The sequence below is a fragment of the Lysinibacillus sp. RC46 genome, assembly GCF_041262385.1.
Lineage (GTDB): Bacteria > Bacillota > Bacilli > Bacillales_A > Planococcaceae > Lysinibacillus.
The window spans coordinates 39,057-54,796 of the sequence record NZ_JBGCCF010000033.1 but is presented as its reverse complement, the minus strand read 5'-3'; the positions used below and the strand labels follow the sequence as shown (position 1 = coordinate 54,796).

The window sequence follows — 15,740 nt, the reverse complement described above, 5'->3', positions numbered from 1 at the left end:
TATCAGCGATGTTCGTGGTTCTATCAGCGATTCTTCCGCTTTTATCAGCGATGTTCGTGGTTCTATCAGCGATTTTTCCGCTTTTATCAGCGATGTTCGTGGTTCTATCAGCGATTCTTCCGCTTTTATCAGCGATGTTCGTGGTTCTATCAGCGATTTTTCCGCTTTTATCAGCGATGAGTGTTTTTATCAGCAGTTCGGTTCACTTTATTAGCGATTATGTACACCCTTTCAAAACCAATTTTTCGGAGGGATACTATGGTATTGAATTTAGTACTTCGCTTTCTATTAGAAATTTGCGTGTTAATGGCTTTTGGATATTGGGGTATACAAACTGGGAAAGGCATGTTCTTCAAGCTTTTACTTGGCATTGGAGCACCGGCTTTGTTCGTAGTTAGTTGGAGTTTGTTCGGTTCACCCAAAGCAACATTTCCATTGAATGGGATTTCGCATTTTTTGTTTGAATTTGTGATATTCTCTTTAGCCGTCATAGCTCTGTATGCTACAGGACGAAAACAATTAGCGATTATATTTGCCATACTAATTATCATTAATGAGATTTTATTGTCCGTATTTCATCAACGCTAAAAAATCCACGTTTTTATAAGTGGATTTTTTAACTCTTTTGAAGATACTTGTATATCGTTGTAAGGTTACCTTTAATACCGTTTACTCCCTTCCATTCCCTATACTTTTTAGGTAAATCAAATTCAGAAATAAAATCTTCCAGTGGCAACTTTCGTTGAAGAGCCTCTTTTGCGCGTTGAATCATGAATGATAAATAGTCAATTAATGTATCGCATAAAGTCATATCAGCAACATTACCATGGCCAGGTACAATTATATTTATATCGATTTGTTTAGCTCGCTTTAATATAGTCAAAAATTCTTCAGGATTATAGATTGGAACATGTAAATCTTCAGTCGCTAAATCACCCATAAAAGCTATTTTTTCGTTAGGCAGGTACATAAATGTGTCACTCGGTGAATGTCCTCCGCCTAAACAGTATAATTCCACAGTTCTTTCGGAACCGGTGATGGTTAATTTCTCTTCAAACAACAAGGATGGTAACACAATTTGTAATTGGGATAAATCAACCAACACCTTCGACATTTCTTGATATTGGTTTATTAAACTCGCTTTTATAATGGTGTCCTTTGTTGAGCCGATTTGATTTTCCAGTTGAAGGAGGTATTGATTCATGTCCTGCTTTTCCTTCTCATAATCTTCAATCTTATTTTTTTCTTTGCACAATTTCTCAGTTACATATGTAGAAATAATCGTTGTATCTGAAAATACTCGATTCCCAAAAACGTGATCTCCGTGATAGTGACTATTAATCAAATACTTTACTTTCTTACCCGTTAAACTTTCGGCTTGGCGCCTTAACTCTTCCCCCGCTGAAGGAGTACTTAGCGAATCAAAAACTAGAAGTCCGTCACCTAAATCAATTATTCCTGCATTACTCCAAGCACCTTGACCTGGTTTAGCAATAGCAGCAAACACACCGTCACATAAAGTATGCAAAGTAAAATATTTTGTTTCTACAATCTCCCGCTCCATTCATAGCTCCCCCTAAAAGTTTTTACATATTATAGCATTCATACTGGAAGATAAATCAATACAAAAAAAATCCACTCTTTTAAAGTGGATTTTTCTCATCATATTAAATAAGTCTCTTAATCTTCGTTTCATATAACGCAACAATTAGTAAGCCTCCAAGTATAGGGGTTAAAGAACTTAAACTGAAATAAAAACCTTCATCATTATATTGTCCTAAGAAATGAAATTGTAGCCATGAAACGCCATATGTTTCACCTATACCGTATAAAAAAACTGTGCTAAATAAAAACAATGTAAGACATTTGATAAATTCATTTCTTTTCATTGCAATTCACCTCACTTAACGATGGTCATTTGTTTTGCATAGGCTACAAGGTCTTCGATAGTAAGCTTAGGTTTTGCAAGAAAAATGCTATATTGATAGCCGTTTTCCTGCCAGCTAATATAACGGAAGTTTTTCTCATCCATTACAGTACCTTTTTGACCTCGGATATCCATTTCTTTTTGACCTTTAATAGGCTCTTCCTTCTTAGCATTGCTAGTTGCTTTAACAACTGTTACTGAAATATTTTGCTGACCATTCTTCGCATAACTAAAGGTATATGCTGAATGATCTTCTATCCCTTTATCTAATGAAATATCCTCCAAAGTTAGTCCATTTACTTCTGGCACCATTAAAAATTCGCCAAGCTGTTCTTTCACTGTATCCAGTGTCACTGATTCAGGTTCAGGTACATTTATTTCTTCTACCGTTGCATCCTTTGGAATATCAAGTGTAAATTGTGCATCATCAATTTTTGCATTTTCATCCATTTTCGTATACTCTGATGTCATTTTACTTCCAGCACTATTCGTTATTGTTTTTAACGTTACCCATGTTTTTTTATCAACCCATACTTCTATATCACCTATTAAAGTATCATCTTTTTTAGCTTTCGCGACAACTTTATACGTATCTCTTCCAGCAATCTTCTCCTCTCCTGCAATTTTCACATCATGCGTATCCTTTACTGCGTTAAATAGTAATTCTAACTGGTCTCTTTGTGATGGGATTTCATCTAACCCACCGTTGCTAATATCTAATTTATGAACAGTGTTTTTAACAACATCATACATCATAATCTGTGAGCCATCGTTGACTGCGATGCTATGCTCACCATTTTCAGTTGTCGACTCAATACGTCGTTTACCATCTTTAATCCACTCTTTGACTTGAGCTTTTTCACCAGCCTCGCCTATATCCATTGTGTATTCACCGTAATACGTAAGTGGTTCTTTCGTTTCCTGTAATGCATGATCAATAATTTCCTGTGGTGAATATGATCCCTCTGTATTACAACCTACTAAGCTAAATGTTAGGGCAGCAACTAAACCTGCTGCACGTAATGATTTTTTCCAATTCATCATGAATTCTCTCCTTTAAATGATGGTAACCAGCAAAGTACAGCTGTCCCATAGTTTTCTTTTGATATAAGCTCTACTGTCCCACCATGTTTTTCTATTATTTGTTTTGCTATATTTAATCCTAGTCCAGTGCCGCGCTCCCCAGCCTTAGTTCGTGCTGAATCTGCTTGGTACATGGGCTCGAATAACTTCTCGATATCCTCTTTTTTTACACCTTGCCCGCTATTTTGTACAATGATATACATACCATTCTGCTTATTCAGTGCAGGCGATACAAAATCAAAGCTCTCTATAGGGCATTGTCCAGCATTCACGGCTGCTAAGCCTATCGTTGTACCTACTGCTCCATAGCGCCAAGCATTACTCATTAAATTGTCGATCACCCGTTGAAGCTGCTTCGGATGCACTGCATACATACCCTCTATGTCACAAGTAACTTCAAGCATAAATCCTTGATCTTTGCACAGCTGCTCGTAATCAGACAGTGCCATTTCAAAAAACTCTGCCCCATCAACTGCAACAAGTTCTAAATGATAGCTTGTCGATTGCAGTAAAGTGTACATTAGTAAATCCTCTAACATATGCTTCATCGTTTCAGACTTTGTTAAAATTATCTGTCGGTACTCGTCTTGCTGTTCTTCTGATAACGCCTTGCTTTGTAAAGATTCAGCATATGCTTGAATAGCTGTAAGAGGTGTTTTCAAATCATGGGAAATACTTGCAATCATTAGCTCCTTTTGCTGTTGTTCAGTTTTCAAGTGAGCACGCGCTGTTTCAATTTCGTCCTGCATGGCAAGAAAGGTTTGAGCAAGTTCCCCAATTTCATCTTTTCTTACCACTAAATTTGATTCCACATGCTCCCCCTTTGCAAAAGTACGCATTTGCCGCATCAGTTCATGTAACGGGCGATTTAATTTACGGTTAAGCAGCATCATTACTGCAAAATAAATAAGGAGAAATAAAAATATAGAGCTAGCTATTACAAGCCAAGAACGACTTTCTACACCTTTTACCCAATCCGTCCTAACTAATTGAATCTCATAAACCCCAAGCAATTCTCCATCTTGATAAACAGGTTCTTTATAAGTAAAAGCATTGTAATTTTGCTTTAGCTCATATAAACCTTTAAATATTCTATCTTTAGAATCAAACACCTGTTTCAATGGATTTGAGGAATACAAAATCAAGTCTGATTTCGAGTAAAGAGTAATTGCAAGATGCTCATTCGTTAGTGCTTCAATATCCTTTATATCCGCATTTTTTTTATAATACATAGGATTTTCGAGAACAGATTTTACCTGATTGAGCTCTGTTAATTTTTCAAAATATTCACCAACGTTTTTATCTTGGTAATAGGCATTGATCCACACATAAAGGCTATAAGCACCTGTTATCGGTAAAACCATCACGATGAAGAAAGTGATGAGTAACCATGTTTTAATCTTCATAAAAGTTCACCGATAAAGCGGTACCCCTTGCCCCATACTGTTTGTGTATAATACGGTGATTTTACTGGGTCTTTTAGCTTTTCTCGTAGCGCCTTTATATGTACTGTGACTGTATGTGTTTCATCTACGCTCGCCTGTTGCCAAATATGCTGATAAAGCTCTTCTTTTGAAAAGGTTTGGCTTGGATTTTTCGCAAGTAGTTTTAACAGAGCAAATTCCTTCTGTGTTAAGGCAAGCTCTTGATCCTCAAGGCGCGCTGTTTCCTTTTGCCAATCAATTTTTAAGCCGTGTTTAAAGGATGTAACATCTTCTGCTATTTCTTTTTTCGCAAAACGTTTCCAGCGACGTAAGTGTGAGGCTACACGTGCCTTTAACTCCTCTAAGCTAAACGGTTTTGCTATATAATCGTCAGCGCCCTGCAAGCCCTCAACCTTATCTTCCTCTTCCTTACGCGCGCTCATCATTATAATAGGTACATCACTTTCCCAACGGATATTTTGACAAACCGTCAGACCATCCATCTCAGGTAACATCCAATCGACTAACACTAAATCGAACGTATCAGCTTGAAAATCAGCTAGCCCTTCAAGTCCTGTTGTTGCCCAAGTAATTTGGTAACCCTCTTGCTCAAGCGTATCCTTCACAATACGCCCTATCGCCGTATCATCCTCAATCAGTAATAGCTTTTCTTTCATCTGTTTTCCTCCTGTACTAACCTTACTATGTAAAAAGACAATTTTTCTGAACTTTATACTTTCTTTATAATTACCATAGATTTGGTTATCCGTCACTTCTCGTTTTTTATCCTTCGGTCTGCTCGAGCTTTCCGTCGCTTCTCCTTCTCTATCCGTCGTTCTACCCGGACTTTCCGTCGCTTCTCCTTTTCTTTCCGTCGTTCTATCCAGACTTTCCGTCGCCTTCTTTCCCATCCGTCGTTCTGCTCGTGCCTTCCGTCGCTTCGCCCTTTCTTTCCGTCGTTCTACCCGGAATTTCCGTCGCCTTCTTTCCCATCCGTCGCTCTGCTCAGGCTTTCCGTCGCTTCTCCTTCTCTATCCGTCGTTCTACCCGGAATTTCCGTCGCCTTCTTTTTCATCCGTCGTTCTGCCCGGCCATTCCGTCGCTTCTCCTTTTCTATCCGTCGTTCTACCCGAGCTTTCCGTCGCTTCTCCTTTTCTATCCGTCGTTCTACCCAAAATGCCCCTCAATTCTTATCTACAGCAACTTCAAAAACTCCATTTCGAAAAAGATTGTTCAAAATGGAGTTACTCTTTTAGATTAGTATGAAATTTTTTGTAAAAAAGCTTGATCATTTTAATAAGCCTTATTCTGCAAACGCTCCTTTTTCCGGAATAAGCAATTCACTTATTGATATTAATATAACAGTTAGATTTCCTTTATTAGACAATATATTTTTTCTACATCTACTATTTGGCTGCCACTGACTAACTCGAGAATACTGTTTTTTTCAACTTCCGTTTCGAAAACTGATTGTTCGTCTCCGCTTTGAACTCTCACTTTCGCATCCTCTAATGGCTGCGCTATCGAAACGATACGACCACTTTTATCGTGAACGATCGACACCTTCACTTTTGTCATTTCTACTTCACCCCTTTCGGTCGATCCATAGGCCAGATTATGAGAACTTTCGTCCAGAATACCCCCGCGTCACAGTGTCTCAACTTGAGCAATAATGTGAACGTTACAGGAGTTGAAGAATGCATTGTTCATAATTTTGATTTTATAGGCTTTTTGTGACGTCGACGTGCTCGAACGACTCCCCGGCGTGAGCGTTGCGTGTCTCACAGGATTTAGAACACCCGTACCGGGAAAGACTACAATACTGAAGACCACTAACTCATTTGCGTAGAATCCATGGATGAACTACGCATAGCATTATGACTAGCTCCAACTCCTCCAATATAAAAACACGTGAAGATTTATCAAACCCCATACCTTTTAAGTCTTCGCAGAGTCTAATACTTGAAGAAGATACAGTGTCTATATCACGTGTTGTATAGTTATTTTGCGCATAAATCTCTACCGATAGACTACCATCTATTAACCTTCATAAAGATCAAAGATCTATATGTATTTCTAACTCTTAAAAAATTATTAATCAAAAATAACGGATTTTGTTCATTTCTTTTTAGGACATTCTAGAAGTGGCTTGGTGATCATGGTTGGTGGTACTAAGTAAAAAAGCGTGGCGAAATGGGTAATATTTGTAATTTTTTCAAACAACTACAATTTTCGACAACATTTTCATTTTTGTTGTGTTATGGTTGTATTATTCTATTAAATGCAACTTATTAATAGAAAAAACAAATGTAAAGGGAGAGTTAATTATGTTTAAATCAAAAATTTCAAAAATGGTAGGATCACTGGCTTTATCAGGGGCTATACTAATTCCTGCAGTATCAGCGAATGCATGGACTGAGTATGTTTATGTTAAGGACTTATATCCGAACGCTGAACATTTTGTATTTGTAAATAGCGGGGCAAATGACAAGTATGTAATAGTACAAGAAAGAGGATGGGATGATAGAATATACGAAACAAAGGTAAAATGCGATAAAATGATGGATGGTAAGTGTTATGTAGCACGTGAAAGATAGTTCAAAATGTGCTACTAGGTGGGGCATTTAGTATTTATTGAAATACATAAATACAAAAAGGCGCATTGGCTCATTAACGAGTTGTGCGCTTTTTTTGTTTCTCGGGGAGTGAACCTAGAGTTGTTTAGTTAGTATCTGGTATTATAAAAACATCATTTTAAGTAAGAGATTTATTATTTGTTATATCCAGCCAATCATTCTTCGTACAAACTCTTCCAGAATATTTAACATTTACTACCATTCTACCTGCATGTAGTACTGCACTTTCTTTTGAAGCAATTACAACTACTTTTAACAATTCAATCGTGTTATTTTATTTGTCTTCATTTTCATCCTGAATTATTCATACTTTTAAAAAGAAAAACATTTTGTTCTTGAAATTTAGGGAAGAAAGATAGTAAATAAATAGACGAGATTTTTTTCACTTGCCTTGATTCCTTTTCCTTTAGATTTAAGAATAAAGTGTCATCCTTTTAGGATAAAGAAAAACAAGTAACTGTTGAAGTGACCCCTAAAAGTTAGACACGGTTATTTCATATCACACAAACCAAAAAAGCGAATGGAACTATATTCATTCCATTCGCTCTTCTTATTCCTCACTTATTTGCAATTTACTTCATTATCCAACGTGTCAATCTACCTTAATTATCCTCTCCCGCATACCATTTACCCTTAACAATAACAACCTTTCAGCAGGCACCGAAGAAATTGTCGGTAGTGTGAATTCGATCCACTCCATAACTAAATCTAACGCAGCAGGCACAGAAAGTATTTCTGCTACGACCGAAGAACAAACGGCATCAATGGAGGAAATTTCATCATCTGCTTATGCACTTGCAAACTTGGCAGAGGAGTTAAGGGAATTGGCAGCTCAATTCCGTGTATAATCTCATAAACGGAGACAGCATCACTCTTAACATTTAAGTGTAACTTTGTACATTTTTTAAGGAATAACCACTTCAGTCATATAAAAAGAAGCGGCAAGATTATTTTTTGATCTAAACCGCTTCTTCCTATTATGTTAAGCCATTCCTATATACCAATTAAATAAATTGTTAAATTTTGAATCACTCTCTAATTCTGGATAGCTATCTATGTAAATGGTATAAGCTTTTAAGTATGAAGGAATAGCTTTCTCAATTACTACATTTATTGGTAAATCTAATAAAAAATAATAACCTTGCACTCTTAATAGCATACAGTCCTTCTCATTTTAAACATCTTCTCTTTATCCTCTTGTGATAATCTAAATTTAATTGAAGGTAAATTTTGAGAGGCATAAGCTTCGATGATTTTTTTGAAAGTGTTAAAAAAGCGTTAGATATTATTTTCTAAATACACAGATAAAAATAGTATTGCTCATCTTACTGCAAGGATATTAGTAGATATGGGATATTCAAATTCAGTGTATGAGCTTATCAAAGATTCAGAAGTTCGACTTTTGGTTGAATTAGCGAATAAAATCAAGAATTAACAACTTATAAATCTAAATATTAAAAGGAGGACATATGGAAATATACAATATTAATTTGAATATTCATTATTCTGCCCCACAAGAAGTTTGGGATAAGTTGGAGCGTTTATATAGAGAAATGCCTAACTGGAACAACTTTGTAAACGGCTGTCCACAGTGGTATGGTTCACATGGTAAATTGATAGAAGTAAGTATTGAATCAAGTGGATTACAATTCTATGCTAAATTACCATCAGAAGAATGGAATGAATGGATTACATTATTTAAGAATAGAGCTACAAAATTATTGGGATATGAAGTTGGCGAACCAGAAGACGGTTTTGAATTTAACTATTATGATTAACCCTACAAATTCAAAGTTGTCCATAAGCTTAATTTGAAAATACATAAGACATTTCGGTGTCTTTTTTATATCATCGACAATTCTTCCAATCACACCTAATTTCACAGGCAATTCACTATACAAATATAGCTATCACATCATAATAATAGTAAGGTAAAGCTAATTTAGCCTTACACCTCCTATTCTTTTTACTAAGGGTCACTCCATCCCAAGTGGCCTTTTTTTAATGGTTTTATCTCACGAAAATATATTTTTAAAAGCCTATAGCTCAATGGTTTAACAACCATACTCCTTCTCCGCAACCAACATATTATATATTGTAGAAAGGAGGTGTTTTTTATGGGATACTATGGCGGAAATGTTGGTGGCATTGGTAACTGCGGCTATTCCGGCGGCGGTTATGGTAATGGTTCTGCATTTGCCTTAATTGTTGTTCTATTTATACTTCTAATTATTGTCGGCGCTACTTTCTTAAATACAGGGTATTAACATTTCCGATGTAAGGGTCGCCCTCCCAGCCTGGTGACCCTTTATTAACTTCTCACATCAGAATGCCCCCACCTTACTGAACATTTTCTTTCAGATATTCATTCAATATAGTTTTGAAATTTATAGTTTCACTTTGGTATCTTTGTTTAAAGTAACCTTCTACTCCTTCTTCTTCAACTAACCTGCACCGTTAGCTTAATTAGATTATTTAAGAACTATGAAAAACGCCCCTCAAGAATCCCTCTTCGGTCATTTTAAAGATGAAACCAATATGAAAGCGTGCGAAACATTAGAAGAAGTAAAAGAAGTGAAAAGTTATATGATGTATTACAACCATTATCGAGGGCAATAGAACTTGAAAAAGCTGCCGCCTGCAAAATACAGACAGCAGCTCCAAAAGGTTGCCAAGCTTTTTTCAAAATGTCCTTTACAAAGGGTACACTTTAATGAACCGTGTAGCCCTTTTTACTATTGTTTTGAGTAATATTCCAAAATTCCTTTGTAGATAGATTCAGCAAATAGCTCAATATATTGATTATCTGTCAGTTTAGCTCGATCTTTACTATTTGATAGGAAGCCTAGCTCAACTAGAATCATTCATATTTACGTTTTTAACAATTTGATTGTTTACAAACGTCGCAAGATCAATGTCTTCCTGATGCATATCACCTAGTGTTTTAGCGAAAAATGTTTCGGTACCTTGCGCAGAAGTATTATCTGCATAATTAACACATGGATACTTACGAAAATCTCACCATAATTATCATGTGTAAAGTCAAGTTGAACAATATTCCCCCTTTTTCAACCTATAAATCTCGAGATAAACGAACCATATCCCTGCACTGAATACCGTTCTCAAAAATTTCTTCTGGGTAATGCTTAACAAAAAAGTCCATATCAACACCAATTATTCTAAAACCGCATTTTTGATAAAGAGCCAATTGCCCTATGCTTGAATTTCCAGTTCCAATTTCTATTGTTTTGTATCCTTTTGTCTTAACTACCTTAATTGCATCCATTACCAACTGTTTCCCTATACCTCTACCGTGTTGCTCCTCTACGACTGCAACATTCACCAGCTCCACTGTTTCTGGTCTTGTTGGAAGTAATACATAAACTCCAATAATTTGCTGTTCGATTTCAGCTACAAAACATTCGCCTCTATTGACATATTCCTCAATAATCTCTCGTGAAGGGTCAGCCAATAGCAACAATTCCATTGGAAGTTTTTCATCTTTATTAAGTTTCCTAATATCCATTTTAATCTCCTTTTTTAACCTCTGACTTCTTTGATAATATATCATTGTTTCTTTAACTAATCTGTCCGTTAGTGAAAAAGCGATTGCTCTAATTGAACAATCGCCCCCGTTAGTTGAATATGAACAGCCACGCTATTTCCAAAATCGCGCCCAATTTTGGAAAATGATTTATTGTGGTCTCACCAAAAAATTCACGACCACCGAGAAAATACCTCGATTTCATAGTGTTCTAAATCATCTTTAGACAATTTGGCTTTTAAATACTTTTCAACTTCAGGTATATCATTTTTATCATATACATCTATCGATATAACCGGATCAGTAACACCAATTTGAGTGCTTTGTACTTCATATTTATCCCACAATGAGTCTATAACTTGCTCTGTATTATATGGCTTTTGTTGCGCGTACCAAAATACCACAGACATTACAATAACACTCGTTATAATTAGTGCTCCGAATTTTCTTTTAACACCCATTTTTCTCCTCCATCATTTGTTTATCACAATCTTGCGCCGTAAATAACTTTTCATTTCAATATAGATTACAGTGTTTCTAATAAAATTAATTAAAGTTGCTACCTTTCATAAACCTGCTCCGTTAGTTCTATAACTTAATAAAAAGAACATCACTCCTTCTTACCTACTAGTCATTATGACGAATTACATGGAAGAATGTTACAACCTTTATTCAACCAAGCTGCACGTTAGTTAAACATCTCTCCCAAAATCAATTAAAAATTTAAAAACTTTTAAAATCTATTTTTATGTAATTTCTCTCTTATTACCATCATCGAATTACGAATATCATTAATTTCACTATCAGTTAGTCCATTAAACAATTGAATTATTTGGTCATCTGACTGAATATTAATTTGACCCAGCAGTTCCTCTCCTTTTTTTGTCAAAAAGAGAAGGCTTTTTCTACTGTCGATTGTTGAGCTTTTTTTCTCTATTAATTCTTCCTTCTCTAATTTACGTAAAATTCTGCTCATATAGCTTCTATCAATATTAAGTTCTTGCACGAGAATATTGGCAATACACTCAGTTCTCTCGCTTATTTCAAATAGTATTCGTGCTTCAGTCAATGAATAATCTGTATCAAGAATTTGGTTATTAAATAAACCAAGTACCTTTGTATAAAATCGATTGAATTGTCTAATATCATAAATAATCTCTTTATCCATAAATTCTCCTTTAGTTGACTTTGTCCACATTTAACATTAATATAACTATATCCTTACAACGTGGTCTTTGTCCACATTATAGGGATGCCATTTTCAAAAATCTTTCGCAATCTTTATTATTAACCGAATTGAAGGAGATTATATATGATAATTCGAGAAATTAGAAAAGAAGACAATGCAATAGTAAAGGAAATAATACAAGATTCACTAAAATCACTAGAATTAGCAATTCCAGGGACAGCTTATTTTGACCCTCAACTTAACGACCTTCACCAGTATTATAATAATTTAAAACATGCGAACTATTGGGTGGTCGAAATGGAAGGAGAGGTTGTTGGTGGAATTGGTATAGCACCGTTTAACGAACATGATAAAGTTTGTGAATTGCAAAAGCTATACTTAAGTACAAAAACACAAGGTTTAGGATTTGGAAAGATGCTAATGGAAACAGCTTTATCATTTGCATCTAAACATTATGCAAAGTGCTACTTAGAAACAATGCATGAATTAAAAACTGCATGTATATTATATGAAAAGTTTGGATTTACACTTTTACATGAGCCACTATCAGGTTCGGATCATTCTACTATGAATGCGTGGTATTTAAAAGGTTTGAATTAACCAGAAGTCTGGTAGCGTGCCAAAAACAACTCTTTGAAAACTCCCTGCATCACAATTGTGGTAAAATAGGTTAATTATGGTGTGTTATATTATTGGGGGTACTATAATTGATGAAGAAATCCATAATTATTTTAGTAGTGATAGGCGCAATTGGTGTATATTGGTTTTGTCCTAAAGCACACGTTGAAGAACCTATTGTGATGTCCGTTCAACTTGACGAAGTAAGTAAAACATTAGCCGTTTCATACATAGTTGAACAAAATAACGATACGTATTTAATGGAAATTGCACATAATACAAAAGGATTTTACCCTCCACGAAACAGTGGTAATTGGGATCGGGAAACTAATTTTACAGAAGTATTAGCAGTATAAAATGGCTATGAGCTACGAGAAGATGTAGTTGAACTAACAGACGAACTGCTCTCCTACTTTCTTTCATTAGAAGGGCGTACATTACCTGTTGAAATTTCATTTGAAAACTATTATCCAATTGAAACAACACTTGTTCTACTAATGGAAGGTGAGGCAATAGACGTAATAAAGAATGATGATTTGCTTCGCTATACGTATACATCCTCTAAAGATGAAACGATTGATTCAATCGGTCATTATGATAGTGTAGCTACGATATCATTCGAGCAGAATAATTAGGAAGTTGATTTTCCACTCACACTTACACAAGGAAGTTCAGTAGATATTCTTATCCACGAACCATACAAACTTAGTTCGAAGGATAAACTTTTACTTGAAATTACAATGATTGATGGACAATCAGTTACGAATAATATCTTAATGACTAGATCTATTCCAAAAGGATACTTAAAGCAAATTGTAAAGGAAGCGAATGCTAATAATAATTGAGTAGATTATTTATAATCTACCAAAGCCTATTTAAATACATAAGCGTTTTAGTTGAATAAAGTTTTTACTATATACAAAACAAATCTAATAAACATTCCTAAATGCTAATTTGGGCACACATAAACCTCAAAATGTTGATAGTACAGCGTTCTGAGGTTGTTTTGTGTGCGATACGTCCATACGTTTTTTTATGCAAAGGCCTTGAACGCAGTTACTGTAAGTCTTTTTTTAATTTGCAGAAAAATGTTGCTGGTGTACTGTCTGTATAAAATCGTACATATTCAGGCAATTTCTTAACGTCTTAAATATGCACTTTTATTACGAGCCCCTTATTGAACTACCCTGCTCCGTTAGTTGAATAGCAACAATTTTTTTCGAAAACAGCCTTAATATTTTATGTACTCGCTATTTAATACAATAATTATAAGAGTAATTATCAGAATTATATATCCCAAAGAACCTAAATTATTATCATTATGTTTATTTTTCTTTTCAATGATTTTTTCAATAATTACAAAATAGATAGAAAAAAAAAGCTCCAATATACAAATAATCAGAGAATAATAGGATTAATAATAATGCTCAAAATATTAAATATCTAAAAACTTTACTTTTAAGTATAAATTCTCCTTCAAATAGTTTATAGTTTTATTTTACATTTAGCTGTTTTTAGCATATATTCTTTAATTCCTTTCTGAACTAAACTGCACCATTAGTTCAATAAGAAAAAAGAGCTGCATATGCAACTCAGTGATCTTCAAGAAAAGCACTCCGTTAGTTTAATTTAGCTAGGTGTTTCAATTAATATTTTTTATATTATAAATCAATACCTACGTTTTTACTCGGGTTTGAAATTGTAGAGTTTTCCTTGTTCAATACATCACTCGTAATAATATTTATCGTATTAATTTCACTATATGGAACCTCTAAAGTGGGAATAAGAATATACCTCTCATCGACTACTTTATTTATAAAGGTTTGCGAATCAGATGTTTGATGGAATTGTAACTGTATCAACAGGGTGGAAAACTATATCTTTATCGGTTGTATTTTCAACTTTATAAGATATATCAATTAAATTTAATTCATCATTGAGATCTTTACCATGTTTCTCTTTGATTTGTTTTACAGTAAACTCAGGTAAATTTGTCAATTGTACAAAATTGATGGATTCAATAGTAAATTTAATAGCACCCATATCATAGGTTTTGTCTACATTTTTTATATTAACTAATGTAGCTTTATTATAACCATTTCCTAAAAATTTCCACTGCCCTACTTCTGTAAGTGGACCGTTTGTTGGTTCGCTATTTTTGACACTTAATTGGACCACCTCTGTCTTCCCTTTTTCTTCACTAAATTCCGTACTTTCATTCATCTGGTTAGTCGGTTTATCTACACCTGCATTTACTAAAGATATAGATGAGACAGCGATTAAAGTAGCAACGCCAAATACAGACCAACGATAAGAGTTTTTGAATTTTTTTATCATAAGGATCCTCCTTTTCAAAGTTTTTTTATTTCTACTTAGGTTTGCTAAACTTGGTATTTGATAAAAATTTGAGTAGTGTTCTAAAAGGCTAATAATAGTATGACCGTATGCAAGTTGCTCCTCTGAATTTATATATGTAAGAGCTAATGAATCACAGGCTAATTCCTGATCTTCTCTCATACATGAGTAGGCATACCAAAGAATAGGATTAAACCAATTTAGAATGAGTAAGCCATACATAAGCCAATTCACCCCAACATTTCTTCGTTTGATGTGGGCTAATTCGTGATGAAAAATGTATCGTAGCTGTTGCTCATTTAATATTTCCGAGTGTACACCTGACAATAACACCTTTGGCCTAATAAATCCGACCACAGTTGGACTTGAAATATTTCCAGCAAAAAAAAGTGGGATTTCCTGTTGAACAGACATAGATTTTTTACAATTCTCTGATCTGTAATCATAGGCTGTTTTTTTATGAAGTGAAGTAAACGCCTATTTATAATGATAGTAGTAAAGCCCAAAATGATAACCCCAGTAAGCCAAATGTATATAAGGATTGTATAAAAAGAAAAAGTCTCATTGTTTTGGTTTGCAATATTGCGACTTTGTTTCTTATTTTCCTCAGCTACTTGGGTTGAACCAGTTGCAAAGGAATCTTCTTTAGTAACTAACTTTGAATAGTCTATATCTGTCAATTCTTTCATATGTTCTTTTGAAGAAGAAACAGTTGTAACAGCAGTCCCATTACTGTATGAAAAGATAGAATAAATACTGTAGGTACTATTCAAAGACCATGGCAATAAAAGTCTTACAATTAATATCATCCAAAGTAGATATTGCCATCGTGGATTTAGCTGATTTCTAAACAAAATTTTTACAAATAAGATTAGAACAACTAGAATACTTGCCATAATTGAGGTTTCTATCAACCAATTAAAAAAGTGAGGTAGATAGACGTTTATAAACATATCCATCATTA

Annotated in this window: 21 protein-coding genes and 1 pseudogene; 10 read left to right on the top strand and 12 right to left on the bottom strand. The window is 34.6% G+C overall.

What is annotated here, in order from left to right; genetic code table 11:
* Together ABH966_RS22570 and ABH966_RS22565 are read left to right on the top strand one after the other, a co-directional pair.
* Positions 1-214, top strand: a 214-nt coding sequence (locus tag ABH966_RS22570; RefSeq protein ID WP_370082369.1) for a hypothetical protein, incomplete at its 5' end; no start/stop codon positions are given.
* Between the two features lie 44 nt (positions 215-258).
* Positions 259-588, top strand: coding sequence for a YrdB family protein (locus ABH966_RS22565; protein WP_370082367.1), 330 nt, complete (start codon positions 259-261; stop codon positions 586-588).
* 28 nt (positions 589-616) lie between these two features.
* On the opposite strand, the gene ABH966_RS22560 is transcribed toward ABH966_RS22565, so the two are convergent.
* From ABH966_RS22560 to ABH966_RS22540, 5 genes are all read right to left on the bottom strand, one after another.
* Positions 617-1,564 carry an MBL fold metallo-hydrolase gene (locus tag ABH966_RS22560; RefSeq protein ID WP_370082365.1) on the bottom strand — a complete coding sequence of 316 codons (948 nt, stop codon included), beginning with the start codon at positions 1,562-1,564 and terminating at the stop codon, positions 617-619.
* 103 nt (positions 1,565-1,667) lie between these two features.
* Positions 1,668-1,889, bottom strand: a complete 222-nt coding sequence (locus ABH966_RS22555; RefSeq protein WP_370082363.1) for a hypothetical protein — start codon at positions 1,887-1,889, stop codon at positions 1,668-1,670.
* An 11-nt stretch (positions 1,890-1,900) separates the two neighbouring features.
* Positions 1,901-2,971 carry a LolA family protein gene (locus ABH966_RS22550; RefSeq protein ID WP_370082361.1) on the bottom strand — a complete coding sequence of 357 codons (1,071 nt, stop codon included), beginning with the start codon at positions 2,969-2,971 and terminating at the stop codon, positions 1,901-1,903.
* Positions 2,968-4,416: a HAMP domain-containing sensor histidine kinase gene (locus ABH966_RS22545; protein WP_370082360.1), complete on the bottom strand. Its 1,449-nt coding sequence runs from the start codon at positions 4,414-4,416 to the stop codon at positions 2,968-2,970. Before ABH966_RS22545 ends, ABH966_RS22550 begins: the two co-directional genes overlap by 4 nt.
* Entirely contained in the window at positions 4,413-5,111 is a 699-nt protein-coding gene (locus ABH966_RS22540; RefSeq protein WP_370082358.1) for a response regulator transcription factor, read from the bottom strand. The genes ABH966_RS22545 and ABH966_RS22540 overlap by 4 nt, the downstream gene beginning before the upstream one ends.
* An 81-nt stretch (positions 5,112-5,192) precedes the next feature.
* On the opposite strand from ABH966_RS22540, the gene ABH966_RS22535 reads away from it, so the two are divergent.
* The gene (locus ABH966_RS22535) at positions 5,193-5,690 is read left to right on the top strand and encodes a hypothetical protein (protein ID WP_370082356.1); all 498 of its coding nucleotides are present in this window, start codon (positions 5,193-5,195) and stop codon (positions 5,688-5,690) included.
* 109 nt (positions 5,691-5,799) lie between these two features.
* On the opposite strand, the gene ABH966_RS22530 is transcribed toward ABH966_RS22535, so the two are convergent.
* The gene (locus ABH966_RS22530) at positions 5,800-6,012 is read right to left on the bottom strand and encodes a hypothetical protein (RefSeq protein WP_370082354.1); all 213 of its coding nucleotides are present in this window, start codon (positions 6,010-6,012) and stop codon (positions 5,800-5,802) included.
* Between the two features lie 749 nt (positions 6,013-6,761).
* On the opposite strand from ABH966_RS22530, the gene ABH966_RS22525 reads away from it, so the two are divergent.
* The gene (locus ABH966_RS22525) at positions 6,762-7,031 is read left to right on the top strand and encodes a hypothetical protein (protein WP_370082352.1); all 270 of its coding nucleotides are present in this window, start codon (positions 6,762-6,764) and stop codon (positions 7,029-7,031) included.
* Between the two features lie 719 nt (positions 7,032-7,750).
* Positions 7,751-7,918, top strand: coding sequence for a hypothetical protein (locus ABH966_RS22520; protein WP_370082350.1), 168 nt, complete (start codon positions 7,751-7,753; stop codon positions 7,916-7,918).
* Positions 7,919-8,052: 134 nt separating this feature from the next.
* Here ABH966_RS22520 and ABH966_RS22515 read toward each other — a convergent pair whose 3' ends face one another.
* Positions 8,053-8,229 carry a hypothetical protein gene (locus ABH966_RS22515; protein ID WP_370082348.1) on the bottom strand — a complete coding sequence of 59 codons (177 nt, stop codon included), beginning with the start codon at positions 8,227-8,229 and terminating at the stop codon, positions 8,053-8,055.
* Between the two features lie 310 nt (positions 8,230-8,539).
* Between ABH966_RS22515 and ABH966_RS22510 the strand changes: the two genes are divergently transcribed.
* From ABH966_RS22510 to ABH966_RS22500, 3 genes are all read left to right on the top strand, one after another.
* On the top strand, positions 8,540-8,848 hold the full coding sequence (locus tag ABH966_RS22510) for a hypothetical protein (RefSeq protein WP_370082346.1): 309 nt from the start codon (positions 8,540-8,542) through the stop codon (positions 8,846-8,848).
* Positions 8,849-9,187: 339 nt separating this feature from the next.
* On the top strand, positions 9,188-9,337 hold the full coding sequence (locus ABH966_RS22505; protein WP_370082344.1) for a YjcZ family sporulation protein: 150 nt from the start codon (positions 9,188-9,190) through the stop codon (positions 9,335-9,337).
* Positions 9,338-9,554: 217 nt separating this feature from the next.
* Entirely contained in the window at positions 9,555-9,689 is a 135-nt protein-coding gene (locus ABH966_RS22500; protein WP_483308143.1) for an IS3 family transposase, read from the top strand.
* Positions 9,690-9,805: 116 nt separating this feature from the next.
* On the opposite strand, the gene ABH966_RS22495 is transcribed toward ABH966_RS22500, so the two are convergent.
* The 4 genes from ABH966_RS22495 to ABH966_RS22480 all read right to left on the bottom strand — a co-directional run bounded on the left by ABH966_RS22495 (position 9,806) and on the right by ABH966_RS22480 (position 11,782).
* A complete protein-coding gene (locus ABH966_RS22495) occupies positions 9,806-9,934 on the bottom strand; it encodes an N-acetylmuramoyl-L-alanine amidase family protein (protein WP_370082342.1) in 129 nt (42 codons plus the stop codon).
* Between the two features lie 209 nt (positions 9,935-10,143).
* A complete protein-coding gene (locus ABH966_RS22490; RefSeq protein ID WP_370082340.1) occupies positions 10,144-10,596 on the bottom strand; it encodes a GNAT family N-acetyltransferase in 453 nt (150 codons plus the stop codon).
* Positions 10,597-10,787: 191 nt separating this feature from the next.
* Entirely contained in the window at positions 10,788-11,075 is a 288-nt protein-coding gene (locus ABH966_RS22485) for a YolC/YozM family protein (RefSeq protein WP_370082338.1), read from the bottom strand.
* Positions 11,076-11,347: 272 nt separating this feature from the next.
* A complete protein-coding gene (locus ABH966_RS22480) occupies positions 11,348-11,782 on the bottom strand; it encodes a MarR family winged helix-turn-helix transcriptional regulator (RefSeq protein WP_370082336.1) in 435 nt (144 codons plus the stop codon).
* A gap of 144 nt (positions 11,783-11,926) precedes the next feature.
* Between ABH966_RS22480 and ABH966_RS22475 the strand changes: the two genes are divergently transcribed.
* On the top strand, positions 11,927-12,403 hold the full coding sequence (locus tag ABH966_RS22475; RefSeq protein WP_370082334.1) for a GNAT family N-acetyltransferase: 477 nt from the start codon (positions 11,927-11,929) through the stop codon (positions 12,401-12,403).
* Between the two features lie 107 nt (positions 12,404-12,510).
* A complete protein-coding gene (locus ABH966_RS22470) occupies positions 12,511-12,777 on the top strand; it encodes a hypothetical protein (RefSeq protein WP_370082332.1) in 267 nt (88 codons plus the stop codon).
* Between the two features lie 1,819 nt (positions 12,778-14,596).
* Here ABH966_RS22470 and ABH966_RS22465 read toward each other — a convergent pair.
* Positions 14,597-15,738, bottom strand: a pseudogene (locus ABH966_RS22465) (M56 family metallopeptidase); the annotation flags it as partial.
* Positions 15,739-15,740: the final 2 nt, after the last annotated feature.